Below are 25,935 nucleotides of genomic sequence, written 5' to 3' on the forward strand. Positions count from 1 at the left end.
AGGCTGACGGAGTGAAGGTTCACCGGTTCAATCACTGGAGCCGCACAATGAGTCCCGCACGAACCACTCAGGTCGCCGATCCCGATGATGAATTTCCGGCCGACAGCGCGCCACCCGGCGGGATCGACCACTTGCTCGCCGGCTTCGCCGCAATTGCCGAGAACCAGGGCCTGCAGACGGTGCTTGAACGGGTGGTTTCGGCGGCCTGCCGGTTGGTGGATGCCAGGTTCGCTGCCTTGGGGGTCATCGGCCCGGATGGCATTCTGAGTCATTTCATCACTGTGGGCTTGGACGAGGACCAGATCAGCAGGATTGGTGAGCTGCCGGTGGGGCACGGCGTGCTTGGTCTCCTCATCACCGAGCCGAAGCCTCTCCGGCTGCATGATTTGCGCAAGCACCCGTCGTCGTTCGGTTTCCCTGCCGGCCACCCCCAGATGACGTCCTTCCTCGGCGTGCCGATCAGGGTCCGCGACACTGTCTTTGGCAACCTGTATCTGACCGAAAAGAACGGTGGTGGGGACTTCAGTCAGTCCGATGAGGATCTGACGGTGGCCCTTGCTGCCGCTGCCGGGGTCGCCATCGAGAACATGCGCCTGTTCGAAGCCGAAACCCGGCGGTCCCGCTGGCTTGAGTGTGGGCAGGACGCCGTCCGGGCGCTGCTGAACACGTCCCCCGAGCGGAGCCTCAGCGATGTGGAACTCGTTGCCGAATACGCGAAAGAGGCCTCAGGATCGTCCCTGGTACTGATCCTCACCCGGATGGAGCCCGAGGAGTCCCTCTACTGCGAGGTGGCGCTCGGGCTGCACAGCGACAGCCTGCGCGGCAGGCTGGTCGGTGACGGGTCCGCCCTGCGCAAGGTGATGCTTCCCTACCGGGACACTGCGGTGCTGAACGGAGACTTGCTGCACAATGTGCTCCCCGCCACCGAAGCCAATCTGTTCGATGCCGCGATGTATACGAGGATCAGCGACCGGGGGAACCACGCCCGATTCCTGGTGATTGTTCGAACCCGGGAAGATCCGCCCTTCTCACCGGTGGACCAGAGGATGGTCGCGGCCTTCGCCTCCCAAATCTCGACCGCCCTGGAACTGACCCAGATGCAGATCCAGCGGGAACAGGACGCCGTCTTCGGGGATCGTGACCGGATCGCCCGGGACCTGCACGACCTCGTGATCCAGCGGATGTTTGCTGCAGGCCTGAGTATCCAGAGTCTCCGGAAGCACGTGGTCGGGGAGGAACCCCTTGCCAGGATTGCCTCGGTGACCACTGAGCTCGACGCCACCATTGGCGAGTTGCGGGACACCATCTACTCGCTGCAGTCGGACACCCACAGCGGGGACGCGCTCAGTTCGCGGATCCTGGCGTTGGTCCGCAGGGTGCTCGATGGGTCCGAGGTTGAACCGGTGATCCACTTCTCCGGGCCACTGGACACAGCGGTCCGGGAGGCGACAGCCACGCAGCTGGAAGCGATCCTGAGCGAATCGCTCTCCAACGCCCTGCAACACTCCGAAGCAACCACGGTCACGGTTGCCCTGATTGCGGGAAAGCAGTCAGTCAATCTGCGGATCTCCGACAACGGGCAAGGGTTTGAGCAGAACGGGCGGCGCAGTGGCCTGCGGAACATGCAGCACCGCGCTGAAGCACTCGGGGGGACCGTGACGATCACATCGGCGCTGGGGCAGGGCACCACCATTGACGTGACGCTTCCACTGGGCTGATGATCCGGTGAGCAACCTGGACCGGCGGGATCAACCTGGACTTTCGGGTCGAAGATGTTGCCCACCGTTGTCCAGGTTGCTCACGAAACCCCAGCCAGGGGGTGGTACTCAGGTCGGTGGACGTGAAATGTAGACGGCTGCCTGGGTGCGGCGCTGGAACCCCAGCTTCGCCAACACGGAGGAGACGTAGTTCTTGATGGTCTTCTCAGCGAGGAACAGTTCCGCGCCGATTTCCCGGTTGGTCATCCCAGCCCCGATCAGTGCCAGTACCTTCTTCTCCTGGACTGTCAAACCGGCGAGGCGCGGATCCTCGGGCTGCGCCGCCGAGAATCCGGCAATGACCCGCGCCTTGACCTCTTCGTCGAAGAGCGTCTCGCCGCGTGAGGCGCGGCGCACCTTGTCGAGCAGGTCGGAGCCGAGGATCTCCTTGAGGATGTACCCGGCAGCACCGGCAAGGATCGCGCCGCGGACGGCGTCGTCGTCGTCGTAACTGGTGAGGATCACGCACTGCAGCGAGGGGTCCACCGACCGGACGTCCCGGCACACCTCGATGCCATTCCCATCGGTCAGCCGCGCATCAAGGATGGTCACGTCGGGCGCCAGCGCCGGAATGCGGCGGACGGCCTCCACCGCCGAACCGGTTTCGCCGATTACGGTGAACCCCTCACCCTCCAACAGGTCCCGCAGTCCTCGTCGGACCAGTTCGTGGTCATCCAGAAGGAAGACCGTCACGGGTCGGGTGGGACTGGGTGCATCGTGTGTCATCATCGTCTTTCATCATCCGTCAGTTGTTCCATCATCGACGGTGACACCCCCTATGGGCAGTGCCATAAGACCCGGTCACGGGTGCCAGCGGCGGAATTATTCGGTGTGGAACCGGCTTGCCGTAGGTAGGACAGTTCGACGTTCCGCTGGAATGTGCCTGTCACCCGAGGTTCAACGCAAGGAGACCACCCATGAGTCATAGCGAACTTTCATCCCCGTCCGACGGACCAGCAGGCGGCACCGCGCTGGTCGTCGGCTCCTCAGGCATTGCCGGGTCCGCCCTGGTGGAGAAGCTGACGGGGGAGGGATGGCAGGTGCTCGCCATGTCCCGCAGCGCCGGGGCACCACGGGACAACGTGCAGTACGTCCCTGCCAACCTCTCCTCACCCCAGTCGCTCAGCGACGCCCTGGCGGAGGTTGCCCCCACCCATGTGTTCTTCACCGCGTGGGCGCGGCAGGACACCGAGGAAGCCAACATCCGGGTGAACGCCGCGATGCTGCGGAACCTGTTGGAGGCGCTCGCCGACAAGCCGGTGGCCCACGTGGCATTGATGACCGGTCTGAAGCACTACCTCGGCCCGTTCGAAGCCTACGGCGAAGGGGACATGCCGGACACGCCCTTCCGCGAGGAGGAGCCTCGTTTGCCCGTCAACAATTTCTACTACGCCCAGGAAGACGAACTGTGGGCTGCGGCAGCCAACCAGGGCTTCACCTGGTCAGTGCACCGCGCGCACACAGTGATCGGTCACGCCGTCGGCAACGCCATGAACATGGGCCTGACCCTCGCTGCCTACGCGGCCCTCTGCAAGGAGGCCGGCCGGCCGTTCATCTTCCCCGGGTCCGCTACCCAGTGGAACTCCCTGACCGACATGACCGACGCCGGGCTGCTCGCGGACCACATGGTCTGGGCGGCAACAACACCCACCGGTGCCAACGAAGCGTTCAACGTGGTCAACGGCGACGTGTTCAGATGGCGCTGGATGTGGCAGCAGCTCGCCACCTATTTCGGGGTCGAAGCCGAAGGATTCAGTGATGAGCCGCGCACCCTGGAAGTCCAGATGGCAGGAGCGCAGCCACAGTGGGAGCAGCTCGTCGCAGCACACGGCCTGGCCGAGCCGCGCCTCGACCGGGTGGCGTCCTGGTGGCACACCGACGGCGATCTAGGCCGCAACCTCGAGGTCGTCGCTGACATGAGCAAGAGCCGGGTCGCCAGATTTACCGGGTACCGCCGGACCCTCGATGCGTTCACCGACCTCTTCGAGCGTTACCGCGCCGAGAAGCTCATTCCCTGACGTTACCGGTTGGCGGCGTCCTCGAGCTGTGAGGAGCGCCGCCAGCCGATGGCGGGAGCAACATGGGCGGCAACGTTCTCCAGCAGCCGCGCGTTGTAATCGACCCCCAGCTGGTTGGGCACGGTGAGCATCAGGGTGTCCGCCGACTGAACGGCGGCGTCGTTGGCCAACTGCTCGGCGATGACGTCCGGCTCACCGATGTAGCTCTTCCCGAAACGGGACAGGGCCCCGTCGAGCACTCCGACCTGGTCGCGGGTTTCCCTGAGGGCGCTCAGCGCGAAGTACTGGCGGTCCTCGTCGCTGACCAGGGGAATGACGCTCCGGCTGACTGACACCCGTGGCTCAAAACCATGCCCCTGCTCGGCCCAGGTGTCGCGGAACATCTGAATCTGCTCGGCCTGCAACTCGTCGAACGGCACTCCGGTGTCCTCGGTCAGCAGGGTGGAGCTCATCAGGTTCATACCCTGCTCGGCGGCCCAGACGGCCGTCTTGCGTGTCCCTGCGCCCCACCAGATCCGCTCGCTCAGCCCGGGAGACTGCGGTTGGATCGGCAACAGCCCCGACCCCATCCGAGGGTCGGCTTCGGCGATACCGGCGCCGCTGATCCCATACCTGAACACTTCGGTGTGGCGGCGGGCCAGGTCTGCGTAGTCCTCGCCGTCGCCCGGGACATAGCCGAAGGTTGCGGCCCCGTTGAGCGCTGGCTCGGGTGATCCCCGGCTGATGCCCAGCTGCAACCTGCCGCGGCTGATCAGATCGGCAGCAGCAGCCTCCTCGGCCATATATAACGGGTTCTCATACCGCATGTCGATGACGCCGGTGCCGATCTCGATCCGGCTGGTGCGCGCAGCAACCGCAGCGAGGAGCGGGAAGGGCGAGGCATGCTGACGGGCAAAGTGGTGGACCCGGAAGGACGCGCCGTCAATCCCGATCTCCTCGGCCGCGACTGCCAGGTCAATCGCCTGGAGGAGCGCCTCACCGCCGGTCGGGGTGCGTGATCCCTGCGCCGAGGACCAGTTACCAAAGGACAGAAACCCAATCTTCTTCATACCGGGTGCAACCACTGTGGGCAGGGCGGCATTCCCTAACGGGGCTGCGCCCGGAGCCAGAGGTAATCGCGGGGTTCCAGCGTGATCCCGCCGTCGAGCCGCTGGGCCGCATGGGTCAGCAAGTTGACGACGTCGGCCGCAAACCCGCTCAGCGTAAGGGCGTCCACGGTCTGGGGTTCGTCGCTGAAGTTCGCCAGCACCAGGATGGTTGAATCCTCTCCGGGACGCTGGTAGCCCAGCACGCTGCGGTTGCCGGTGGCGAAGTCGACCAGCCAGGTACCCGCGAATTCGCGGGTGGCAGCACGGACTTCGATCATCCGGCGCAACCCGGCGAACACCGCCCCCTCGGGGGTGCTGGCGTCGTGACGGCGCGCGTAGCGGTCCTCCGGGAAGCGTGGGCGGTGCACCCAGCGGCTATCGGCGGCGTGGCCGTCCTCGAACATGTACTCGTCGTCGTTGACCTGGGCCACCTCGTCGCCGAGGTACAGCAGGGGAAGGCCACCGGTACTGAAGATGATTGAGTGCGCCAGCAGGATGCGCTCGACGGCGGCCGCCTCGTCGTGGTCCACCCCGCACAGCGACGCCGTCGTTCCGGAAATCCTGCAGTCCCCCGTGCGCGGGTTGTCCTGGAACGGCACCCCACGGGCAAAGCTGCCGGGGAACCGGTTGACGTAGAAGGAGTTCAGGAACTTCCGGTGATCGAAGCCGTTGATCCCCAGCTCGGCGGCGTCCTCGTCGGCGAAAGTCCAGCCGATGTCGTCGTGGCTGCGCACGTAGTTCACCCAGGCGGTGTTTTCCGGGATGGCGTGGCGCCGTTCCAGCGCCTGGCCGAGCAGCGACGCGTCGCGGGTGGCGAGGGCTTCCCAGATCAGGGCCATCTGCAGCGGATTGTAGGAGAGCTGGCATTCGGCGGTGTCGATGTAGCGTGCCACCTCGTCCGGGTGCACGATGGCCTCGGATTTGAACAGGAGCGACGGCGCAGCCAGCCGGCAGAGGGCGTTGAAGGCTTGCAGCAGCGTGTGCGCTTCCGGGAGGTTCTCGCTGGTGGTGCCCAGTTGCTTCCAGATGAAGGCGACTGCGTCCATCCGCAGGATGTCGATGCCCTGGTTGGCGAGGAACAGCATCTCGCGGGCCATCGCCCTGAAGACCGCCGGGTTGGAATAGTTCAGGTCCCACTGGAAACGGTGGAAGGTGGCCCAGACCCACCGTCCGTCGGGGGTCGGCACGAAAGATCCGGGATGGTCATCGGGGAAGATCTCCCGGACATGCTGCTCGAAGGCGTCCGGCATGGTCCGGTCCGGGAAGATCCAGTAATAATCGCTGTACTCGGGGTCCCCGGCGGCTGCCTTCCGCGCCCACTCGTGCTCGTTGGAGGTGTGGTTGAAGATGAAGTCCACCACCAGGGAGATCCCGTTGGCGCGGAGCTCCGCGGCCAGTGCCCGTAGCTGCTCCATGGAACCGAGTGCCGGGTTTACCTCCCGGTAGCTGGAGACCGCATACCCGCCGTCGGAGTGCGGCTCCGGTGCGAGGAAGAGCGGCATCAGGTGCAGGTAGGTGAGCCCCAATTCTTTGAAGTAGGGGATCTTCGCGTGGACGCCGTCGAGGTTCTCCGCATAGCGGTCGACGTAGCAGACACCGCCGAGCATCGAATTGGAAAGGAACCATCCGGGGTCCGATTCCTTCGCTGCGTCGATGGCTTTCAGGTCGCTGGGGCGGTCCCGCCAGGAACCGGCTGCCTCAAGGACCAGACGGGTGAGCTGGTCGAGCCAGTCGTTCTGCGGTCCGTAGAGCGAATAAAACAACCGGCACAGCTCAGGGAAGTTCTTGTCGAACCGGCGCAGGAACGCGGCGCCGTCGTCGTCCGCCACCCACGCTGGCTGGGTGGCAAGGGCCGCGAGCACATGCTGCCGCGCGTCCTGGGCGACGATCTCGTCCATTGAGGAGGGTCCTTCCGTGAGGTGGTCAGCACCATCCTTTCATCTTCGGGCTGGAGTCCGCCGTCGCGCTGTTCATGGGGTACGACGGCGGACCCGGTCATGCCGCTAGATGATGCTGCGCGCGCCTAGGGGAGGGTGGGCAGCTCGAGGTGCATGAAGACGCTGTTGGGGTCCAGGCGGTAGTGCGCAAACGGCGGGCATTCGGCGAATCCGTGGCGCTGATAGAGCCGGCGGGCCGGAGCGAAGTACTCCTGGGTCCCGGTCTCCAGATAGAGCCCATCGAGCCGGTCCCGGCGGGCAGTGTCGACGAGGTGCGAGAGCAGAAGCGAGGCGACACCACGGCCACGTGCGGAGGTGGCGGTGCGCATGGACTTGATTTCGCCGGCATTGGGCAAAATCCGCTTAAGGGCGGCGCAGCCCAGGAGGGCCGGTCCCTCGCGGGCCGTCCAGAACCTGATGTCCGGACCGGAGAGCGCTGTGTGGTCGAGTGCGTGAACGCTGTCGGCGGGCGAGGTGGCGAACATGTCCAGAAGGTGCTCATCCAGGAGCCGCGCGACGTCGTCGCGCGCTGGGTTGTCGAGCTCAATCCGGATCATTGAATCATCCTCGCCCGCCGAAGCGGTGAAACCTAGTTGTCCCAGTAAATCTAGTCTTCGCTGACCTGGTGGCGGAAGCGGTCGCGCTTGGTGTGCAGGTCCCACAGGATCTCCGCGAGGACAGCGGGGTCCTTCTCCGGGTCGCCGGCCTCGATGCGGCCGCCGATGATCAGCTGTGACACCTGGATTCCCTCCTCGCCGAGCACCTCGTTGAGGAGCTGGGCGTAGGCTGCCTGACCGGCGAAGGCCACCGAGGTTCCAGTGACCCCGCGGCCCGGCTTGACCGCAGATCCGCCGTTGACGAAGAGGATGGTGCCACGGTTCTCACCGAGGAAACGCATGCCGGGCACCACCTGGTGCACAGCGGCGACCGGGCCGTAGATGGAGAACTCGATGGGTCCCACCAGGTCCGCCGGGGTGGTCTCCAGCACGGGGCGCATGAAGTCCTTCTGCGGCAGCGGGCTGTACTGGAGGACCTCGATGGGGCCGAGGGTCTCCGTCACCTGCTCCAGCGCCTTGGCGATGGAGTCCGGGTTGCGCACGTCGGCGACGAATCCCTTCGCGTGGACCCCGTCCTTTGCGAGGTCGTCAGCCAGGGCGTCGAGGCGGCCCTGGTTCCGTGAGATGAGTCCCACCGAGTAGCCTTCAGCGCCAAACTTGCGCGCGACGGCGGCTCCGAGACCTGCTCCTGCTCCGATAATTGCAATAGTTGTCATACTTCGTGCAAGTGCTCAGGGGACTGAGGTATTCCTTCGGCGGTGTTTTGCCGGCTGCGATTCCTGGTCCGGTGCCCGCTGCGCCGATGAGCGTAGGTGCGGGAACGCTGACTGGTCAGCGCAATGATCAGGAGAATATCCAGGCCCACCCCGATCAGGTTGGTGCTGAGGGTGATCCCCGGGCCGCCATTGACGACGTCGGTCGCCGCAGTGATGATTCCCGCCACACTCAGCAGCATGGCCGCGATCCGCGCCCTGTTGCTTCCGCGCAGCAACAGCCACGCCAGGAGGACCTCGAGCAGCGCGAAGGCACCGACGATGCCGGCGACCACTGGCGCGTACTCGTCGAGCTCCTGCCCCGCGACGACCGTCAGGTCACCGGTCCAGAGCAAGGCGGCAAGGATGAGCGCCGTCAGGCCACGCAGAAACACCAGGGAGGCGCCGAAGGTGGTGGGCGCCGGGCGGCGGTCCCGACTGTCGGTAACCAGGGATTGGGCCGTGGAACCGACGTCGACGGGCCGCAGATCGATGACCGGCAGGTGCCCGTCGGTCTGGATATTGTCCCCGCCCCCGTTGCGGGAGTGGTAGCCGGTGGAGAAGTTCCGCAGGATCCGCACCGTCGCCTCCGGCTCGGAGGAGGTGAGCGAGTCGATGACGTAGTCGCGCTCTTCGTCGATGTCGGTTTCGATCTTGTGCGTGATCTGCAGGGTGAAGAGCGAGAACCCCACCGATTTGTCGTAGGTGCCCGCCGCCAGCCAGTCCACGTCGGTGCCGCCCGGCAGAACCCATCCCGGAGGGCAGCGCCAGAACCGGATGTGGTGCCGCTTCCCCGGGTTCCCATTCACCTCCTGCTGATAGGCGAAATCCTGCTGCCGTCCGAAGACGAACAGGGGGCTGACGGGTGCTTCGTCGTAGCTCCGGCGGGTGACTGTGGAAACGATGATGCGCCGGGTGCTGGTTGCGTCGATCTCGTCGGCGCGGGTCCAGCCAGCCCTCAGCATGGAGGTATGGACCGCGGCCTCGGAACCGAGCAGGGTCACGTTGATGGGATCGCCCAGCAGTCCATCGCTGGTGCGCGCCCTGCCGATGAAATAGTCGGGAAGGTAGATCCTGCTCAGGATCCGGTGCAGTCGGGGCAGGACCAGGTAGGCAAGCACCGCCCAGAAGATGATGGTGAACCACCAGTGGTTCCACTGGAAGCTCTCCTGAAACAGGAGCGCAGCCAGCCAGATCGCGGCCAGGCCGCTGAAGACGAACAATGCCGTGTCGAGGGGGCTGCCCGTCGCGGGCTCATCGTCCGCCACGGCGCCCGTCCCGGAAGGGGAACCGGTCATGGGTCAAGGCAAGCATCAATCAGGGGCTATTTGAAGGGACTTCAGGCCCTGGTTTCGTCCCTGTTGCCGGAGTTCCCGGAGTGCCGCCTAGCCGCGGTCGGTGTAGCGGCCTTCGGTGCGTCCGGCGGGCCGGTTGGTGGACGTCACGTAGGTACCCCGGGAGACAACCGCGGCGTTGGAGCCGGTGGTCACATACCGTCCCTCGGCCGCTGAGCCGGGGCCCCCGGTGGTGACGTAGCGTCCGCCCAGCAGGGGCAGCGGTGAAGTTGCCGTGCCGGAAGTGGCAAGTGTGTCTACGGTGCGACGGGTGGCTGAGTGAGCGGGGGCGGTACGGTTCAGGACTGACATGGTGGATCTCCTTTTTGGGCACGACAAAATAGCCGGGCTGTTCAGCGTTGAAAGTTTGGGTGGGCATGACAGATCGCGGTGTGCCGCGTCGGCAATACCTAGGGGAAGTGCTGTGGTCTACCCGGTTTCGGGCGGACCGTTGGTCTGGCAGGAACGGCACAGACCGTTGAAGGTGACCTCGGCCGAGTAGATGGTGAAACCTGAGTCGTCGGACGGGGTGAGGCAGGGCGCCTCGCCGATGACGCAGTCGACATCTTGGATCAACCCACAACCAACACACGACAGGTGGTGGTGATTGTCGCCTACCCTGCATTCAAACAGGGCCGGTGAGTTGGGAGGATCGAAGCGCCGCACCAGTCCGGCGCCGGTGAACGACGCCAGAATTCCATAGACCGCCTGGGCGGAGGTTCCACTCAGGGTTTTCCGTACCTCGGCAAACACCTGTTCCGCGCTTGAATGCGGTGCGTGCTGGAGAACCTCCAGCACGGCGACACGCGGGGCAGTCACCTTCAGGCCCGATGCCCTGATGGTGCCCTTGAGCTCCTCGGGATGAGTCTGCGGTTTAGTGCCGGTGGCCATGCCTCAACTGTACCAGTTGTTTTGATTAGGTCAAAACAACTAAGACGATAGCCTTGGACGATGAGTGAGACCTACCGGTACGACGTCGAGGTGCTGCACCTGCTCGTCTCGCCAGCGCACGCCTACTTCGGCCGCGCCCGCGACGGTGCAGCCGACGTACCCACTGCCGACGCCGACCGGGCTGAGGTGGTTGCCGGGAAGGGGATCGTGGGGGACCGCTTCTTTGGCAAGGCCGCCCACATGGACGCCGCCGTGACGCTGATGGCCGTGGAGGCGCTCGAAGACATTGCCTCTCTCCTGGGTGCCGACCCGTTCGATCCCCTGCTGACCCGGCGGAACGTCATCGTGCGGGGCGCCCAGCTGCACCCACTGCTCGGCTACGAGTTCGAACTGCACTCCCAGGGTGATGTGGTGCGGCTGCTGGCAGGGCGGCCCGCCCACCCCTGTGCCTGGATGGACCGGATGCTGGCGCCTGGAGCCCACGCGGCAATGCGGGGGCGCGGTGGGGTGCGCTGCCAACCGGTCTCCGACGGGGTGCTTCACCGTGGTCCCGCGGTACTTATCAGCCCGGTCCCGCTTCAGCCGGAGCTTGCCGGAGAGGCGACCATCCGCCGTCCCTCCCGGCTGCCCTGACCCACAATGACTTCGCTGGCGGGGAATACGCAGCCGGCTGACGACGTTGCCGCTAAGGAACCAGAATTTCCAGCAACCAACCTGCAGGAGCTATCTATGCCTACGACCGTCAACGCTTACGCCGCGCCCTCGGCCTCAGAAGACCTGATTGCCACCACCATTGAGCGCCGCGACGTCGGCCCCGATGATGTCATGATCGACATCAAGTTCGCCGGAATCTGCCACTCTGACATCCACACCGTCCGCGGCGACTGGGGACCCCAGTCCTACCCGCTGGCACCCGGCCACGAAATCGCCGGCATTGTCACCGAAGTCGGCTCCAACGTCACCAAGCACTCGGTCGGCGACCGCGTGGGTGTCGGCTGCATGGTGAACTCCTGCGGCGAGTGCAAGAACTGCGAAGCCGGCGAGGAGCAGTACTGCCTCAAGGGCAACACCGGCACCTACGGCGCCAAGGACCGCGACGGGTCGATCACCCAGGGCGGCTACTCCACCCACGTCGTCGTGACCGAGGACTTTGTTGTGCGGATCCCTGAGGGCATCGAGCTCGACGTCGCCGCGCCGCTCCTCTGCGCCGGCATCACCACGTTCTCACCCCTGAAGCACTGGGGTGCCGGACCCGGCAAGAAGGTCGCCGTCGTCGGGCTGGGCGGACTCGGCCACATGGCCGTGAAGCTGGCTGCCGCGATGGGCGCCGAGGTCACCGTGCTGTCGCAGTCCCTGAAGAAGCAGGAAGACGGTCTGCGTCTGGGCGCAAAGCACTACTACGCGACCAGCGATGAGAACACGTTCTCCGAACTCGCCGGCTCGTTCGACCTGATCATCAACACGGTCAGCGCCACCATCCCGATCAGCGACTACCTGGGCCTGCTGTCCCTGGACGGCGCCCTGGTCAACGTTGGCGCACCGGCTGAGCCGTTGCCCGTCAACGCCTTCGCCCTGATCGGTGGCCGCCGCTCCTTCGCTGGCTCCATGATCGGTGGCATCCGCGAAACCCAGGAAATGCTGGACTTCTGCGCCGAGCACCACCTGGGCGCCGAGATCGAGGTTATCTCCGCTGACAAGATCAACGAGGCCTACGAGCGCGTCCTCGCCTCGGATGTTCGCTACCGCTTCGTCATCGACACCGCGACGCTGAACTAACCTCTTGAGTTGCTGAACCCCCGGCGGGAGCTACTCCCGCCGGGCGTTCGCCCGTTAAACTCAGGGTTATGACTGCGCACCTGAACATCACCGACGATCCCGCCGCCGATCAGCTCCTGTCCGAGGAACCACTGGCCCTGCTGATCGGGATGCTGCTGGACCAGCAGGTTGCGATGGAGACCGCGTTCATCGGTCCCGCGAAAATCAAGGACCGGCTCGGGGCATTCGACGCAGTGACGATCGCCCACAAGGACCCCGACGAGTTCGTCGACCTCTGCCGCACCCCTCCCGCCGTCCACCGGTACCCGGGAAATATGGCAGCACGCATCCAGACACTCTGCACCACTCTTCTGGAGGACTGGGACGGCGACGCCTCCCAGATCTGGACCCGCGGCAACCCCGACGGCGCTGAAGTCTACAAGCGGCTCAAAGCCCTGCCCGGATTTGGGGAACAGAAGGCCAGAATCATCCTGGCGCTGCTGGGCAAGCAATACGGGTACGACGGCGACGGCTGGCGTGAGAGCGCCGGCGCCTATGGCGAGGAAGGCAGCTTCCGCTCAGTAGCCGACATCGTGGATCCTGAGTCTCTGACCAAGGTGCGCGAAACCAAACGTGCGGCGAAGGCTGCCGCGAAGGCGAAGGGCTGATCAGCCCCGGTTGATCAGCGGGGCTGATTCACCCGGGGGCGGACTCCGGCGGCAGGTTCCGCGCCGCCCGGCTACCTTGTTTCGCGCCGTACAGCACGAAGCCCAGCAGGGCCATCGAACCGATGAACACGGCCACCATGGCAACCGACATGGAGACCGGAAGAATTGACGGAATGCCGCTCGCGACGGCGCACCAGCCAGCTATGTGCGTGGGCCTCTTGGCTGCCTGATGGGCCGCGAGCCACGCTTGGTCGCTCGCCATGGTCACCGGGACCCGGATACCCGCATACGGGTTCCGTTTCAGTCGTCCGCTCGCCGCGGCCCCCGCCAGCCACAGCATCAGGATCCCCGATCCCACCATGACGACGAACAGAAGCCCCCGAACCACAATCTCCCCATCCATGATTTCACCCTAGCAACCCGTTTTTTTTTGGGGGGAGTCCTCCGAGCGGGCGGGTGATGTGCAGCTGTGGCGGGTGCGGGCCGGGTGGGGGCCGCCGTCGTGACCAGAATGTGCAGTTGTGGCGGGTGTAAAGCCGGACAACACGCCAGAGCTGCACGAGTTATCCAGGCCACCCGCCACAGCTGCACACCCCAGGGCAGGAGGATACGATCGCCCGGCAGGTTAGTGGGGGTTCCGCGAGGGATGGATGCTGGGTTGATGGATGCCGGGCTGCCCGGGAGTGCCGCTATTCAGCTGGATGACCCCGTTCTTCGCCGCGAAGATCACCACCTGCACCCGATCCCGCACTTTCCACTTCGCCATGATGCGACCCAGATGGGTCTTGACGGTGGCTTCTGCGAGGTGCAGTTCGCGGGCGGTCTCGGCGTTGGACATTCCCTGGCCGAGTAGCTGGACGATCTTCGTCTCCCGGGGAGTCAGCGCCTCGACCGACGCGGGGGAGGACGGCGGGAGCTCCTCGGGAATCTCGGGCGCCTCGCGGATCGAGGAAATCAGCGCTTCGGTGACGTTGCGGGAGAGGACGCAGCCGCCGTCGTGCACCGCCCTGATCGCGTCGATGATCTCCTCGGGTTCGGCATCCTTGACCAGATACCCGGAGGCGCCAGCCCTGAGCGCGGGCACCAGGTACCGTTCGGAGGAAAACGTCGTCACCGCGATCACCCGCACGCCGGGACAGGTTTCAATGATCTTCCGGGTGGCTTCCACGCCATTCATGACAGGCATCTGCATATCCATGAGCACCACGTCGGGCTTGAGGGCGGCGCATTGCTGGACGGCGATGTTTCCGTCAGTTGCCTCACCCACTGTCGTCATGCCGCTGGCAGCGTTGACGAACATCTTCAGTGCCCGCCCCATGAGCGGCTGATCGTCCACCACGAGAACCCGGATATCTTCCACGATCGTCAGTCTAACGTCGTCACCGGCCGGGCAGTATGCGACAAAAGTAGGAAGTATTCAGCAACGATAGACGTCTGCCTTTCCCCCGACGCAGCGCCAATGATCAAGGTGGTTGCACTGCTACCGCGTGCAGCATCACAGTATCTGCCAGGGGGAACCATGAAAACTGCATCTCTTGCTCTTGCTCTGTCACTGCTTTCGGTGAGCACCTCGTCCGGAACGCCGGCGCTCGCCCACACGTTGCCTGCAGCCACCCACCAGGCGCAGAACGCACCGGAGTCGGCGTCTCCCGATGGCCTCGGCGACAGCATGCGCCGCTACCTGTGTCGTTTCGTTGACTGGTGTTGATCCCGATTCAAGGTCTTGCCTCTTGTCGGCCCGGCACAAATAGGGGCGGGAATAGCCCCTCAAGCGGGGGTGTCTTGGTCATAATAGGTGAATGAAACTCTCGGATGCGCGCCCTCGCCCCGTCCGACAGTCCGTGGAACGTGTCGTTGGCCGTGACCGGACCCCGGGAAAGGCAGTGTCGCGGCCTAAGAAGTTCTGGGACGCACGGCCCATCCCCGCTTTCGTCAGGGTCTTTGTCATTCTTGCGGCCCTGCTCTCCTCGGCCTCGGATCTGTTCCTCATCACCCAGGAACAGTCATCGCTGACATCGGCGGCGCTTCCCACCCTGATCTGGTCCACGCTCGCAGTGTGCCTCCTGGTATGGCGGTCCACTTTCAGCGCGGCAGTCTTCATCCCCGCCGGGTTCATCTGTATCGCCACCGGCAACACCACCTACGCCGCCCTGGCCTTCAGCATCATCGGCGGGTTCGTCGCCGCGACCGCCGTCCAACGGTTCTTGGTCAGTTACCTCGCAGTCTTTGGTGTGTGGTGCCTGGTGGTTGCCGTCGCCGTCCCACGCGAAGTTCCCTTTCTGGTGGCCTACATCCTGCTTTTCGCCATCGGGTGCACCACCGGCCTCTACTTCCGTCGGGCGGCCGCGAGGACCGAGCGGCATCAACTCGACCTCCAGCAGCGCGAGGAACATGAGCAGGAGGCTATCTGCGCAGAACGGCAACGCATCGCCCGGGAGTTGCACGACGTCGTCGCTCACGGCCTGACCATTGTCGCCATGCATGCGCGGGTCCTCAACGGCACCGTGACCGACGTCGAGCGCAGGGAGTCGCAGGACGTCATTGGCGACGCCGCCCGGCAGACCCTCGTTGACCTGCGACGGATGTTGCAGGTGCTGCACGGCCCCGACTGGGATGCCGCGCGATCCGAGGCGGACGACCCGGCCGTCACCCTGGAAGGCCAGCTCCAAAAGGTCGTGGGAACAATGCGGTCAATGGGGATCGCTGTCACCTGCGATGTCCCCGAGCAGCTGCAATTACCCCGAAGCATCGAACTGGCGCTGATCAGGATCACCCAGGAATCCACCACCAATATCCTCAAACACGCTGGCACCTCCACTTCCGTGTCCATCTCCATCACCGAGGGCGAGCACGGCGTAATCCTCGTGGTCAGCAACACCCCTCCGCGGGACGCGCGGCCCATGAGCCTTCCCGGCTCCGGGATCGGACTGGTCGGCATGAAGGAACGGGCCACCCTGTTCGGGGGCACCCTCTTCGTGGGTCCCGACGCCGACGGCTGGACCGTACGGGCCATCCTCCCCCACGCCTGAGCCCGGTCCTGCGAGGCCATACCCTGCTTTGCGGTCTTTTTGGCGTGCTCCTTTAGTCGCACAAGGTCGACACGTTTGACCGATACCCCCTGGTGTTTCCCGTTGCGAGGATGAGCCATGAAGGTCGGACTGGCCGACGCATCCGGTGCTCTGCCGGAGAGGCCGGTGATGGTCCGTAAACCTTCCAAAAGGAGGTGAACAACATGCTCTCAACTCTTGGACGCACTGAAGAAAAGCACTTCACCGGCGAGAACGCAGTGGCCCCCGGCGGGTGGTGCTGCTCCTGCTGCTGCTGGTGTTGGGCATCCATTTTCTAGGACCCCACCAGGCAGGTGGTGTGGGTGGTGCCGGACATTCAGAGGGCGGCACCGCCCACACCAAACACCCACCCGCACACTACGAGGAACGGTTACCTCATGACTATCGCGACTATGACAAACGTATCGAAACGCTATCCGGGGATTGATCGCCCAGCCCTGGATGAGCTGAACCTGAGCATCAGCCCAGGCAGCATCGTGGTTCTGGTCGGCGCCAACGGCTCCGGCAAGACGACAGCGATGGAAATTCTCTCAGGCCTTCGATCGGCGGACTCCGGCACCGTGGTCATCAATGGCAAGAAGGTGGTCCCCGGTGGTCTTCACCGGTACGACATCGGGGTCCAGCTGCAGGAGGGCGGACTGCCGCAACGGCTCAAGGTCAAGGAAGCCGTGAGGTCCGTTTCAGCCCTGTACCAGGATCCGGGGCCGGTGGATTCCATCCTGCGCCAGCTGGGCCTGACTGACCGGATGAACCAGATGGTGGACCGCCTTTCCGGAGGCTGGCAGCGCCGGCTGGACATCGCCCTCGCCTGCGTCGGACGGCCGCAACTGCTGATCCTCGACGAACCCTCCAGCGGACTGGATCCGATGGCCCGCGCCGAGCTGTGGGAGTTCCTCCGCAGCCTCCGCTCCCGTGGGACGGCGGTGCTGGCATCCACCCACGACCTGACCGAGGCCGAAGCCTTCGCCGACCGCCTGCTGCTGCTGCACCGGGGAAAGCTGCTCCTGGACGGCACGGTGCCGGAGGTACTGGCCTCCGCCGGCGGCGCCTGGCGCATCCGGCTCACCGAGGCTGGCGACCGGACCTCGGACTTCTTCAGGGACCGCGGCGAACATCCCCTTCGCCAGGGGGAGAACATCAGCGTGATCGGCGAGCGGCAGCACCTCGAACGGCTTGCGCAGGATATTGACCTGGAACGCTCGGCCGGTGGGCTCACCTATTCGGACCTGCTCAGTGGCCCCATCCGCCTTGAAGACGTCTACGCCTACGCGGCAAACCTCACCTCAACAGCTTCCCCAGCTCAAGGACCGTCATGACCCGCAAACTCACCGACCGGCCCACCCCAAGTGGTCCCGCCGCAGACAACAGCACTCCTCCCGTGGATGGCACCCGTCCCGGAGACAGCCCCAATGCCATCACCGGCCACCGTCCCGGTGATACCGATGGGCCGGGAACGCCCGGACCGCGCGGCATCACCGCCCAGCGGGCCCCCGCCGGTCGGATGCTCTGGGCCTGGCTCCGGCAGGAACTGACGCTGCTGCTCCGTGAACCTGTCGCAGTCTTCTTCTCGCTGGCCTTCCCCCTGGTGATCTATGTCTTCATCGGCATCCCCTACGCGAGCGAGATGTTGCCCAATGGCGCGCGGTTCATCGACGTGATGTTCCCGGCACTGGTGGGAACGGTGGCAGCGAACCTGCTCCTGATGGGGCTGCCCATCTACCTGTCGGAACTGCGCATGCGGTCAGTGATCCGGCGCTACCGGGTGCTCCCGCTGCCCGGCTGGCTGTTCGCGTCCGCCACGCTGCTGTCGATGCTCACCCTGGTGGTCGCGGCGTGCGCCGTCATCACCGGAATCATCGCGGCACAGCACGGACTGCTGCCCGCCGCCGGCAACTGGCGCTTCATCGCGCTGGCCCTGGGCCTGATCGCCTGGCTCAGTGCGCTGGGCTTCCTGCTGGGTACCCTTCCCGTGGGATCGCGCACCATCCAGGCACTGAGCGCCGTCGTCTTCTTCGTCATGTTCTTCGGATCCGGTGCTGCAGCGCCGGTCGACGGCCTGCCCCAACTGCTGCAGGACATCCTCGAGTGGAACCCCCTGAAGCAGTGGTTCGACGTCATGACCGGTGTGTACGCCGGGCTCGAGCTCACCAGCACCCAGTGGCTGCGCCTCTGGGCGGTGCTGCCACTCACGGTGGGAAGTGTCCTGCTCGGGCTGCGCTTCTGGAAACGCGCCTGAACCCACTTCCCTAGCACCCACCAACCAGCCAGGAGGCATCATGAAGCACACCGTCTACAACCACGAAATTCCGTGGGCCCCCGTCGCGCAAAGCCACGAACGCGACGCCGCGCTGCAGGACATGCTCGCCGTCTACAGCCCCTTCGGACAAATTCGCAACGTGTTGACGACCTTTCGTTCGGGCCTCGGCACCGGCGGGTTCCAGGGATCAGCCAGCCCCTTCTCGCTGGACCACACCTTCCGCCGGATGCTGGGCCTCGGCGCCCTGAATGCCGGGCTGGACCGCGACATCTACGGCGGCGGCAAGGGCCTCACCCTGTTCGACTCGGTGGCGTCCTCCCTCGGCGAAGCGATTGAACGCATGCTCGGTTCCTTCTCCTCAATGACCCAACTGGGACCCGAGGACAAGTTGGTGGCGACAGCAGCCCAGATGCAGGACCGGGGCCTGACGTTCGTCAGCCCGGAGGACTACAGCCTGTTCACCGAGGAACAGCTCAGCGCCGAAGGGTTCAGGTGCGAACGATGGACCTGGGACACATCGCTGGCCTGGCACCGCGGAACCAACCTCCTGACCGGGGAGGACCACTGGGTGCCAGCCCAACTGGTGCACCTGTTCTACATTTCCGAACCGGGGGAGGCCCGCATTGGGGCTTCCAGCTCCGGCGGCCTGGCCACCCATGTCAACGACGAGGAAGCGCTCAGCCACGGCCTGCTGGAGGTCCTCGAACGCGACGCCGTGAACCTCTCCTGGTTCTGCAAGGTCCCGTTGACCAAACTGACCGTGGACCGGACCTTCAACGACCCCCGGATCAACAGCTGGCTCGCGGACGCCGAACGTGCCGGCGTCACCATGGATTTCTACCTGCACCAGCTCGACCTCGAGGGCATCTACGTCGTCACCGCAATCACCTGGGATGAGGGCCTGAAGGAAAACGCCTACATGGCCGGCGGTGGCGTGGGGCTGACCATCGATCAGGCGGTGCGCAGCGCCCTCAGCGAAGTGGTCCAGGCCGAGCGGATGGTGCGCACACCGCTGCTGGCCGCCGAATGGGAACTCGCGATGGGCTTCAGCCGGATGTTCGGCATCAACCGGGACGCCAAGCCCCAGGATTTCAAGAACTTCATTCAGGTGGTCCCCTACTACGGCTACCAGGAGAACCAACCGAAGCTCGACTGGTACTTCAGGGCACCCGACCAGCCGACGGTCCTGCTGTCCGAGCTCCCGGTGGAGAAGCCCGCCAACGAGTACCAGGCCATCCTCGACCTCTTCGCCCGCCACGGGCTGACACCCATCGCCTTCGATCTGACCCCTGAAGGGTTCGACAAGGTCCGGCTACGGAAGGTCTTCGTCCCCGAGGTGGTTCCCGCCTTCCCGCCAAACCTGCCCATGCTCGGCCACTCCCGTTACCGCCACCTCCGGACGAAGCTCGGTCTCCAGTCCACCGACTGGACCCTGGCGGACATGCCCACCGACCCCCTGCCCTACCCCTAAGGAAGGACACACCATGGAAACCACCCAGCATGGCCTCACCGAAACCACACCGCGCGCCATCACCCCGGTCTGGCTCGTGGCGGCCATTGTCGCACTGGGCCTGAAGGCTCCACTGATCGTGATCGGACTCCTCAACCCCGAAGGAATCGCCGGTGTGGTGCCGCCGACGGCGGTGGGCCCGGGCCTGTTCCTCACCCTCGCCTTCCTCGGCTCAAGCATCGTGTTCCTGGCCCTGCGGTCCTGGTTCGGCGTGGTCTCCACCGGTGCCTACTGCCTCTACTCGGCTATTGGCGGTGCCCTGCTCCTGGCCGAATACCCGTGGTGGGCTGCAGCCATCGTGGCAACCAGCGTCGGCGCGCTCATCTTCACGCTGCTGGCCACCCGGTCCGGCATCTTCTCCGCCCCAACCGCCTCCACCCGCTAAACCCAACAGCTAAGGCCCTATCTAAGTCCACCAAGGAGCAGCCATGACTGACACCATCTCCACCGAAACCCCGCAGGACTCCGCAGGCATCCCGACGGACGCCGATGCGCCACGACTGATCATCAATCCGGCGGTGGCCATCATCCGATGTTCAGACAACGAGGTATTCGTCCGCCACGGATCGCGGTCCAGCAGCACTCACCGGATTGAAGACACGAAGAATCGGCGGCAGCTCGCCAACTTCACTGAGGCCTTCTCCTCACCCGTCACTGCCGAAGAGGCAGCGACGGCCAGTGGGCTGGACCCGCAGACGGCGGCCGAGTTCACCCGGCATCTGCTGGACGGCAAGGCGCTGATCACTGAGGCTGCCCGCGACTACGGATACCTGGTGGCGGGGATGGGAGTCGACAAGGCGCCGCCGCCCGCCGTCGTCGTCGTCCTCGGCGAAGGTAGGGTGGCCGAGGCGATAGCCCGCCAGCTCGGTGACCTGCTCGCGGCCGAGGTACCGGTGGTGGGTGAGCTGGCCGGGTCGTTCGAGTCCAGCGACCTGGTGGTGGTGGCATCCGACACGCTCAATCCCGGGCTGTTCTACGACGCGGATGAGGCCGCGATGGAGACCGGCACCCCCTGGCAGCTGGTCTATGTGGACGGCGGGGAAGCGATGGTGGGCCCCACCTTCGTGCCGGGAATCACCGTGAGCTACTACGACCTGGACACCATGGACGAGGCCGGCCGCACCATGCGGATGGACTACCAGTTCATGAAGACCGCCGCCCCGTCGATACCCGCGACAGCGCAGGTGCCGCTCGCGGTAGCCGATCTGGCCGCGTCCTATGCCTCCTTTGCGGCGCTCCAGCACCTGACCGGGAAGGGCAGTTTCCTGGAGAACCACGTGATCAGGATCGACGTGGAGCGCCTCCACATCATCCGTGACCGCGTCATTCGCCTGGCGCGCACCCCGCGTGACATCGCCAGCCGCGACGACCTCCGCCACCCCTTCCTCTAACCGAAGTCCGAGGAGCACACCATGACCACACGCCCGGATGACCAGCTGCGCCGCATGCTGGAGCAAACCCTCATCCCGCCGACCACCGTGACCGAGCTTGACCCCGACACCATCGACTCAACGACCAGCCGGGTGGGATCCGTCGCCGGTTCCCTGGCCGAGTCGTACCAGCTGAACTCCCAGCACACGCTGGCCAGCTACACCCGCCTGCCCGACGACGACACCCGGTCCACGGTGCGGAAGTTCTACTTCGAGACCACGCTCAACGCGTTCAACAGGCTCCATGAGCAGGAGACCCGGTGGACGCTGCACGCCAGCGAACTGCCGGCACGACTTCAGCAACTGCTCAGCCCGATGTGGAGTAACCCCGCGGTGGTAGATTCCCTGTACGCGCTGGACGTGCTGGTGCTGATCGACGGAGCGCTGTGGCGGTGCGTGCCCGGGGCGCCCGGATTCCTGCTTGAGAAGAGCTGGGAGAGTGCCCACCAGAGCAAACTGCAGGCAGCAGTTCCGGACCAGGATCTGGGTGCCAGCGACGGGCTGATCTTCGTGGTGGGGCACCTGGCCCGATCCTCGTACCTCTCCGGGGACCGGGCGGTGCGCAGCGTCGGGCTGACCGCCGGGGTGCTCACCGGGGCGATCTTCGCTGCTGGAGCCCACCCCGCCGTCGAGATCGGCGTGCGGATCATCGAGAACTTCATCGACGCGACAGCGAACCAGGTGCTGGGGTGCGACGGCGTCGAGCGGTCCCTGGTGGCCGTCCTGAACCTGGCAGCGGCACCGCAGCCCGGCCCGCCGCCGTCAGCACCCGCACCAGCAGCATCAGTGCCGACCTCCCCTCCGACCCCTTCTCCAGCAGCGGCTGACGCAAAGGCGGACCCGGCGACGGACGCGGTTCCGGGCTCGCATCAGCCGGGTCCGGTGGCTGGACGAAGCGCCGAGGCGTTGGAGGTGGCCGCGCAGTTCGACGGGCTCACGGCAAGTGACCGGCTGGCGGTAAACGAGGCGCTCGCGGCGACAGCCGACGTACTCGAGCTGGGTCTGCCGGCGACGCTGCAGCGGGTGACTCACCGGATCTTCGAACGCTCGGTGCAGGAATTCTTCACCGCTGAGCAGGGCAGCACCCAACTCCCTGATGAGCTGGTGCATTTCACGCGGCCGGATGGGGCCGGGATCCCGCTGCCCGAGGTGCCCGACGTCCCGGAGGCAACCCTCGCCGAAGCACTGCAACTGCGCCGCTCGGTCCGCAGTTACGAAAACATCCCCCTGGAACTCGACGAACTGGCCGGGCTGCTCCATCTCGCAGCAGGCAGCACCGGGACGGAGGACGGTTACGGGGTCCGGGGCATGCCCAAGTTCCCCTACCCGAGCATCGGCGGCCTGGACAGTAACGAACTCGGGCTGATCATCAGCCGGGTCGAGGGCGTTGTCCCGGGGTACTACGTCTACGACAAGGTGGGGCACGCGCTGGTCCCACGCCTCAGGGGAGATCTGCGCCTGTCCCTGGTGACCGCCACCTTCGAATCGGAGTGGCTGTTCTACGCTCCGGTGGTGCTGGCTCTGGTGAACGACCAGAAGAAGGTGAACTGGAAGTACAAGACCCGCGGGTACCGGATCTCCCACCTGGACCAGGGTGCGCTAATGCAGAACCTGGGACTGGTGGCGGCGGCGCTCGGGCTCGGCTCCTGTGCCGTGGCCGGCTACTTCGATGAGGTGTTGAACCGGATCCTCGGCTACGAGGGCCAGGACGCGTTCGTTGCAGCGCTGATGGCCGTCGGGCGCCCCAACAGGTTGAGTCACGGCGGTTGAGATGAGCCAGGTGCTGGCGGTTGCACTGGGGGTCTTTGTTGCGGTTGCCCTGAGCGTGGCGGCCTGCAGCATCCGGCCGGCGTGGCGCCGCCACATTGTGGTGGCAGCGCCGGTGACGCTGGGATTGGCGAGTCTGGTGGGCGCCTGGCTGCTGCTCTCCGACGTGGCCCTGCTGGCTGGGGCCGGCGGTACCTCTCTCGCGGTCGCCTGGACCCTAGGAGGGGCCGCAGCCAATCCCTGGGTGACCGCCGGTGTGCTGGTGGCCTGTGGGTTGGCTGCCCGGGCGGCGTTCCGCGCCGAGTCGCTGATCCTGCGGTGGGTCAGCCGGATGAAGAAGCCACGCAGCGGCGCACTGCCCGCCGAACTGTTGGCGTTGAATCTCCCGGAGCGGGCCGAGACGATGAGCGAGGTCGGCCGGACCGCTGCCCGGCCGGGACGCTACTGGTCGGTGTCGCTGCTGGCCGTCGCCGGGGAGGAGTCACTGTTCCGTGTCGCCATGCCCGTGGTGCTGGTGCTGCTGGGGTTCCCGGTCTGGGTGGCCATTGTGGTGCCCGCGGCACTGTACGCGGTGAACCACATCGGGTTCGGCCTGGCCTCGGTGCTGGGGAAGTTGCTCTTCGGCGTCGTCCTGGGCTGCGGGGCCTGGGCGGCCGGCGCGTTGTTTGTGTCGGCTCCGATCCACCTGCTCTACCAAAGTTGGGTCCGCCGCCAGTTCGTCAGCCGGAAGCCCGGCCGTCCAGCCAGAATCAAGGAGACAGTCGAATGAATCCCCTTCACGGCACCCGCGAGCACGGCGGAATGGTGCCGGGTGCCCACGCCACAACACCGCTCGCCATCGACGCCTCGGTGGGAATCGGGGGGTACCGGAATTCCCTCACCGACCCGCTGGAACGGGCGACCGTTGCCATTCTCGGCTTCTGGGCCGAGCATGGGCTGACAGGGGTCCGCATCGAGAGTTCCACCTGGGAGGAACTTGCGCTGCTGCGCGCACTGGTCGCACGCCGGGACCCCGGCGAGCGGCCCCTTCCCCGGATCACCGGCGGGGGACCCACACTGGTTGACGCTTCACCCCGGTCGGAACGGGACTACTGGGTGGGCGATCCGGCGTCGATAGCGGCAGCAGTCGACACAGCGGTGGCGCATCACACCGGATGGGTCAACGTCCGGGTCAGCAGCACGGCGGCGGCGCATGACATCCTCACGGCCGCCCACGCCCGGGGACAGCGGGTGTGCTACCGCGGCCCCTGGCACGGAACCGAGGACCTGCTCCCCGGCGACCACATCCCCTCGGTGGCTGACCTGCTCCGTGAAGGCGACGAGGGAGCGGTCGGGATTCTGCACCGCTGGGCCGACGACGCATCGCCCGGCGTCGGCCGGGGCCAGGAGTTGCACGACCGCGGTGTCACAGTGGGCACCGAGCTCCTGGCGCTGCGGCGCTCGGTGTTCCTGCGGGAGGCGCTGGAGGCGCCGTTCCTGGAGGAACTTGAGCCGGTCCTTCCCCACGCCGCGTACGTGCGGCAGATGAAACGGCCCGGCGGGTACCTGGTCGGCAAACGGCAGTTGCGCCAGCACGCGGGCCTGATCGAACCCACCCGGGACGACGCGGTCCGGGCCGAGGACGGCTGGGCCAACCTGCTCACAACGGTGGGCCAGCTGCCCGGGCCGCTGATTCCCGCCACCCGGTCACCCCAGCTGACCTCGCTCCCGGGCTATTCCTGGCGGGAGGAGTGCAGCATCCTGCGGCACGCCGGCATCGTCGATCCACAGCTGCTGGGGGTCGCCCTCTTCGGGCCGCCTGACTGACGGCGCCACTGGTCGGGCGCCCCGTCCGGGCTTACACCGACCGGTGCAGCAGATCCAGCGCCAGGGCGGCGGTCCAGCTGAAGTTCCGGGTGCCGTGCGGGGCGCCGGTCAGGGGATCCACATACTCGGGGAACCCGTGCTCCAGGGCCAGGGACTGCAGGTTGGCGGCCAGGCGATCCGCCTCGGCGGAGTGGGCGCCCTGCACCCGCAGCCCGAAGATGACCAGCCAGGTCATGTTGAACCACGCGGGTCCGCGCCAGTACTGGGCCGGTTCGAAGTCGGGGGCGCGCAGGTCGTAACTGGGCACCATGTGGGGTGCGGCGGCCAGGAACCCTGGCCCCATCAGGGTTGCCAGTACCGCCTCGGCGTGCGCGAGGCCCGGCAGGATCAGCGGAATGATCCCGGAGATGGTGGGTTTGCGCACCAGGGCGCCCGTGGTGACATCCCGGGCAACGTAGAGCCCCAGGTCGTCGTCGTACAGGTGCTCCAGCGCATCGGTCAACGTTTGGGCGCGCGCCAGATGGCCGCTGTCGTCCTTGCCGAGTGCGGCGGCGATGAGGGCCAGGGCTAACTCCGACTGCGCCCAGAGCGCGTTGAACGTGGGGTCCTCGAGCACAAAGCTGTCCTTCCCGCCGAGGTCGTCGCACCCGTGGTCGCGGTACTGCTCCGCCAGCCAGAAGTAGCGGCCGTACTCCTTGGTACTGGGGCGCTCGCCGGCGTCGGCGTGCAGGAGGTCAGGGCGGCGGATCGTGTGCTGTGGGGTGTCGGGGATGCGCGCCAGCGCTTCATCCCACAGCGGTGAGTTGTCCATTCCCGACTCCCATGGGTGGATGACGCTGGCCAGCCCCCTCCCGCCGCGGTTCCTGCGGGTGGCGAGGTACTCGTGCCAGGCCACCAGGCGCGGATACACGCGGGGGAGGAAATCGTTCCGCTCCGACGCCGCCGGATTGGTGCGGTGCACTTCCCACGCAGCCCACGCGTGGTTGGGCGGCTGGATCAGCCCGGTGGTGGGCACCACCGGTGCCGCGGGCAGGTCGGTCGACCGCCAGAACGAGGCGCCCGGCGAGTAGTCGTCGTCGCGGCTGACGTCGTAGATGATTTGCGGGAGCCGGCCGTCGTCCCACTGCCCGCTGAGGATGGACTCCAGCTCCTGTTGGGCGCGGTCGGGTTCAACGTGTCGCAGCCCGAGGGCAATGAACCCCGAGTCCCAACTCCACTGGTGGGGGTAGAGGCCGCTGGCGGGAAGGGTGTGCGATCCTGCCCAGTTCTTGCTGAGTACCGACACCGCGGCAGTGGATAACGCGGTTGGGGCAGGCAGGGCGGTCATGAGACTCCATCCA

The 25,935-nt window shown here is 65.9% G+C and carries 26 protein-coding genes; 15 read left to right on the top strand and 11 right to left on the bottom strand.

Annotated features, from left to right (window positions below; translation table 11 throughout):
* Positions 1-47 precede the first annotated feature (47 nt).
* Positions 48-1,718 carry a GAF domain-containing sensor histidine kinase gene (locus tag HMI57_RS03110; RefSeq protein ID WP_171584443.1) on the top strand — a complete coding sequence of 557 codons (1,671 nt, stop codon included), beginning with the start codon at positions 48-50 and terminating at the stop codon, positions 1,716-1,718.
* Positions 1,719-1,826: 108 nt separating this feature from the next.
* Here HMI57_RS03110 and HMI57_RS03115 read toward each other — a convergent pair whose 3' ends face one another.
* Positions 1,827-2,483, bottom strand: coding sequence for a response regulator transcription factor (locus tag HMI57_RS03115; protein ID WP_171584681.1), 657 nt, complete (start codon positions 2,481-2,483; stop codon positions 1,827-1,829).
* A 191-nt stretch (positions 2,484-2,674) separates the two neighbouring features.
* Here HMI57_RS03115 and HMI57_RS03120 point away from each other — a divergent pair, with 191 nt between their 5' ends.
* Positions 2,675-3,775 carry an SDR family oxidoreductase gene (locus tag HMI57_RS03120; protein ID WP_171584444.1) on the top strand — a complete coding sequence of 367 codons (1,101 nt, stop codon included), beginning with the start codon at positions 2,675-2,677 and terminating at the stop codon, positions 3,773-3,775.
* Positions 3,776-3,777: 2 nt separating this feature from the next.
* Here the strand turns inward: HMI57_RS03120 and HMI57_RS03125 are convergent, their stop codons facing one another.
* From HMI57_RS03125 to HMI57_RS03155, 7 genes are all read right to left on the bottom strand, one after another.
* Complete coding sequence (locus HMI57_RS03125) at positions 3,778-4,824, bottom strand: LLM class flavin-dependent oxidoreductase (protein ID WP_171584445.1); 1,047 nt, start codon at positions 4,822-4,824, stop codon at positions 3,778-3,780.
* 35 nt (positions 4,825-4,859) lie between these two features.
* Entirely contained in the window at positions 4,860-6,761 is a 1,902-nt protein-coding gene (locus tag HMI57_RS03130; protein ID WP_171584446.1) for an alpha-amylase family glycosyl hydrolase, read from the bottom strand.
* 125 nt (positions 6,762-6,886) lie between these two features.
* Positions 6,887-7,357, bottom strand: coding sequence for a GNAT family N-acetyltransferase (locus tag HMI57_RS03135; RefSeq protein WP_171584447.1), 471 nt, complete (start codon positions 7,355-7,357; stop codon positions 6,887-6,889).
* 50 nt (positions 7,358-7,407) lie between these two features.
* Positions 7,408-8,073, bottom strand: coding sequence for an SDR family NAD(P)-dependent oxidoreductase (locus HMI57_RS03140; protein WP_171584448.1), 666 nt, complete (start codon positions 8,071-8,073; stop codon positions 7,408-7,410).
* Positions 8,070-9,407 carry an LssY C-terminal domain-containing protein gene (locus HMI57_RS03145; protein ID WP_171584449.1) on the bottom strand — a complete coding sequence of 446 codons (1,338 nt, stop codon included), beginning with the start codon at positions 9,405-9,407 and terminating at the stop codon, positions 8,070-8,072. The genes HMI57_RS03140 and HMI57_RS03145 overlap by 4 nt, the downstream gene beginning before the upstream one ends.
* An 87-nt stretch (positions 9,408-9,494) precedes the next feature.
* Positions 9,495-9,755, bottom strand: a complete 261-nt coding sequence (locus HMI57_RS03150; protein WP_171584450.1) for a hypothetical protein — start codon at positions 9,753-9,755, stop codon at positions 9,495-9,497.
* A gap of 117 nt (positions 9,756-9,872) precedes the next feature.
* Positions 9,873-10,334, bottom strand: coding sequence for a Fur family transcriptional regulator (locus tag HMI57_RS03155; protein ID WP_171584451.1), 462 nt, complete (start codon positions 10,332-10,334; stop codon positions 9,873-9,875).
* Between the two features lie 60 nt (positions 10,335-10,394).
* Here HMI57_RS03155 and HMI57_RS03160 point away from each other — a divergent pair, with 60 nt between their 5' ends.
* The 3 genes from HMI57_RS03160 to HMI57_RS03170 all read left to right on the top strand — a co-directional run bounded on the left by HMI57_RS03160 (position 10,395) and on the right by HMI57_RS03170 (position 12,757).
* On the top strand, positions 10,395-10,967 hold the full coding sequence (locus HMI57_RS03160) for an MOSC domain-containing protein (protein ID WP_171584452.1): 573 nt from the start codon (positions 10,395-10,397) through the stop codon (positions 10,965-10,967).
* Positions 10,968-11,063: 96 nt separating this feature from the next.
* Positions 11,064-12,110: an NAD(P)-dependent alcohol dehydrogenase gene (locus HMI57_RS03165; RefSeq protein ID WP_171584453.1), complete on the top strand. Its 1,047-nt coding sequence runs from the start codon at positions 11,064-11,066 to the stop codon at positions 12,108-12,110.
* A 68-nt stretch (positions 12,111-12,178) separates the two neighbouring features.
* A complete protein-coding gene (locus HMI57_RS03170) occupies positions 12,179-12,757 on the top strand; it encodes an HhH-GPD-type base excision DNA repair protein (protein WP_171584454.1) in 579 nt (192 codons plus the stop codon).
* 28 nt (positions 12,758-12,785) lie between these two features.
* Here HMI57_RS03170 and HMI57_RS03175 read toward each other — a convergent pair whose 3' ends face one another.
* A complete protein-coding gene (locus HMI57_RS03175) occupies positions 12,786-13,160 on the bottom strand; it encodes an SdpI family protein (RefSeq protein WP_171584455.1) in 375 nt (124 codons plus the stop codon).
* 222 nt (positions 13,161-13,382) lie between these two features.
* Positions 13,383-14,117 (bottom strand): response regulator transcription factor, encoded by a 735-nt coding sequence (locus HMI57_RS03180; protein ID WP_346655120.1) that lies wholly within the window; start codon positions 14,115-14,117, stop codon positions 13,383-13,385.
* Positions 14,118-14,276: 159 nt separating this feature from the next.
* Here HMI57_RS03180 and HMI57_RS03185 point away from each other — a divergent pair, with 159 nt between their 5' ends.
* From HMI57_RS03185 to HMI57_RS03230, 10 genes are all read left to right on the top strand, one after another.
* The gene (locus HMI57_RS03185; protein WP_171584456.1) at positions 14,277-14,465 is read left to right on the top strand and encodes a hypothetical protein; all 189 of its coding nucleotides are present in this window, start codon (positions 14,277-14,279) and stop codon (positions 14,463-14,465) included.
* A 175-nt stretch (positions 14,466-14,640) separates the two neighbouring features.
* Entirely contained in the window at positions 14,641-15,786 is a 1,146-nt protein-coding gene (locus HMI57_RS03190; protein ID WP_171584457.1) for a cofactor assembly of complex C subunit B, read from the top strand.
* 416 nt (positions 15,787-16,202) lie between these two features.
* Positions 16,203-17,141: an ABC transporter ATP-binding protein gene (locus HMI57_RS03195; RefSeq protein ID WP_171584458.1), complete on the top strand. Its 939-nt coding sequence runs from the start codon at positions 16,203-16,205 to the stop codon at positions 17,139-17,141.
* Complete coding sequence (locus tag HMI57_RS03200) at positions 17,138-18,061, top strand: ABC transporter permease (RefSeq protein ID WP_216607084.1); 924 nt, start codon at positions 17,138-17,140, stop codon at positions 18,059-18,061. The genes HMI57_RS03195 and HMI57_RS03200 overlap by 4 nt, the downstream gene beginning before the upstream one ends.
* Before the next feature lie 40 nt (positions 18,062-18,101).
* On the top strand, positions 18,102-19,553 hold the full coding sequence (locus tag HMI57_RS03205; protein ID WP_171584459.1) for a YcaO-like family protein: 1,452 nt from the start codon (positions 18,102-18,104) through the stop codon (positions 19,551-19,553).
* 13 nt (positions 19,554-19,566) lie between these two features.
* Positions 19,567-19,977, top strand: a complete 411-nt coding sequence (locus HMI57_RS03210; protein ID WP_171584460.1) for a hypothetical protein — start codon at positions 19,567-19,569, stop codon at positions 19,975-19,977.
* A 43-nt stretch (positions 19,978-20,020) separates the two neighbouring features.
* On the top strand, positions 20,021-20,983 hold the full coding sequence (locus HMI57_RS03215; RefSeq protein ID WP_171584461.1) for a hypothetical protein: 963 nt from the start codon (positions 20,021-20,023) through the stop codon (positions 20,981-20,983).
* A 21-nt stretch (positions 20,984-21,004) separates the two neighbouring features.
* The gene (locus tag HMI57_RS03220; protein WP_171584462.1) at positions 21,005-22,792 is read left to right on the top strand and encodes a SagB/ThcOx family dehydrogenase; all 1,788 of its coding nucleotides are present in this window, start codon (positions 21,005-21,007) and stop codon (positions 22,790-22,792) included.
* Position 22,793: 1 nt separating this feature from the next.
* A complete protein-coding gene (locus tag HMI57_RS03225) occupies positions 22,794-23,558 on the top strand; it encodes a CPBP family intramembrane glutamic endopeptidase (protein ID WP_171584463.1) in 765 nt (254 codons plus the stop codon).
* Positions 23,555-24,595: a hypothetical protein gene (locus tag HMI57_RS03230; RefSeq protein ID WP_171584464.1), complete on the top strand. Its 1,041-nt coding sequence runs from the start codon at positions 23,555-23,557 to the stop codon at positions 24,593-24,595. Before HMI57_RS03225 ends, HMI57_RS03230 begins: the two co-directional genes overlap by 4 nt.
* A gap of 31 nt (positions 24,596-24,626) precedes the next feature.
* Here the strand turns inward: HMI57_RS03230 and HMI57_RS03235 are convergent, their stop codons facing one another.
* The gene (locus HMI57_RS03235) at positions 24,627-25,922 is read right to left on the bottom strand and encodes a hypothetical protein (protein ID WP_171584465.1); all 1,296 of its coding nucleotides are present in this window, start codon (positions 25,920-25,922) and stop codon (positions 24,627-24,629) included.
* Between the last annotated feature and the right edge of the window lie 13 nt (positions 25,923-25,935).

The organism is Arthrobacter sp. 260 (assembly GCF_013116745.1).
GTDB lineage: Bacteria > Actinomycetota > Actinomycetes > Actinomycetales > Micrococcaceae > Arthrobacter_D.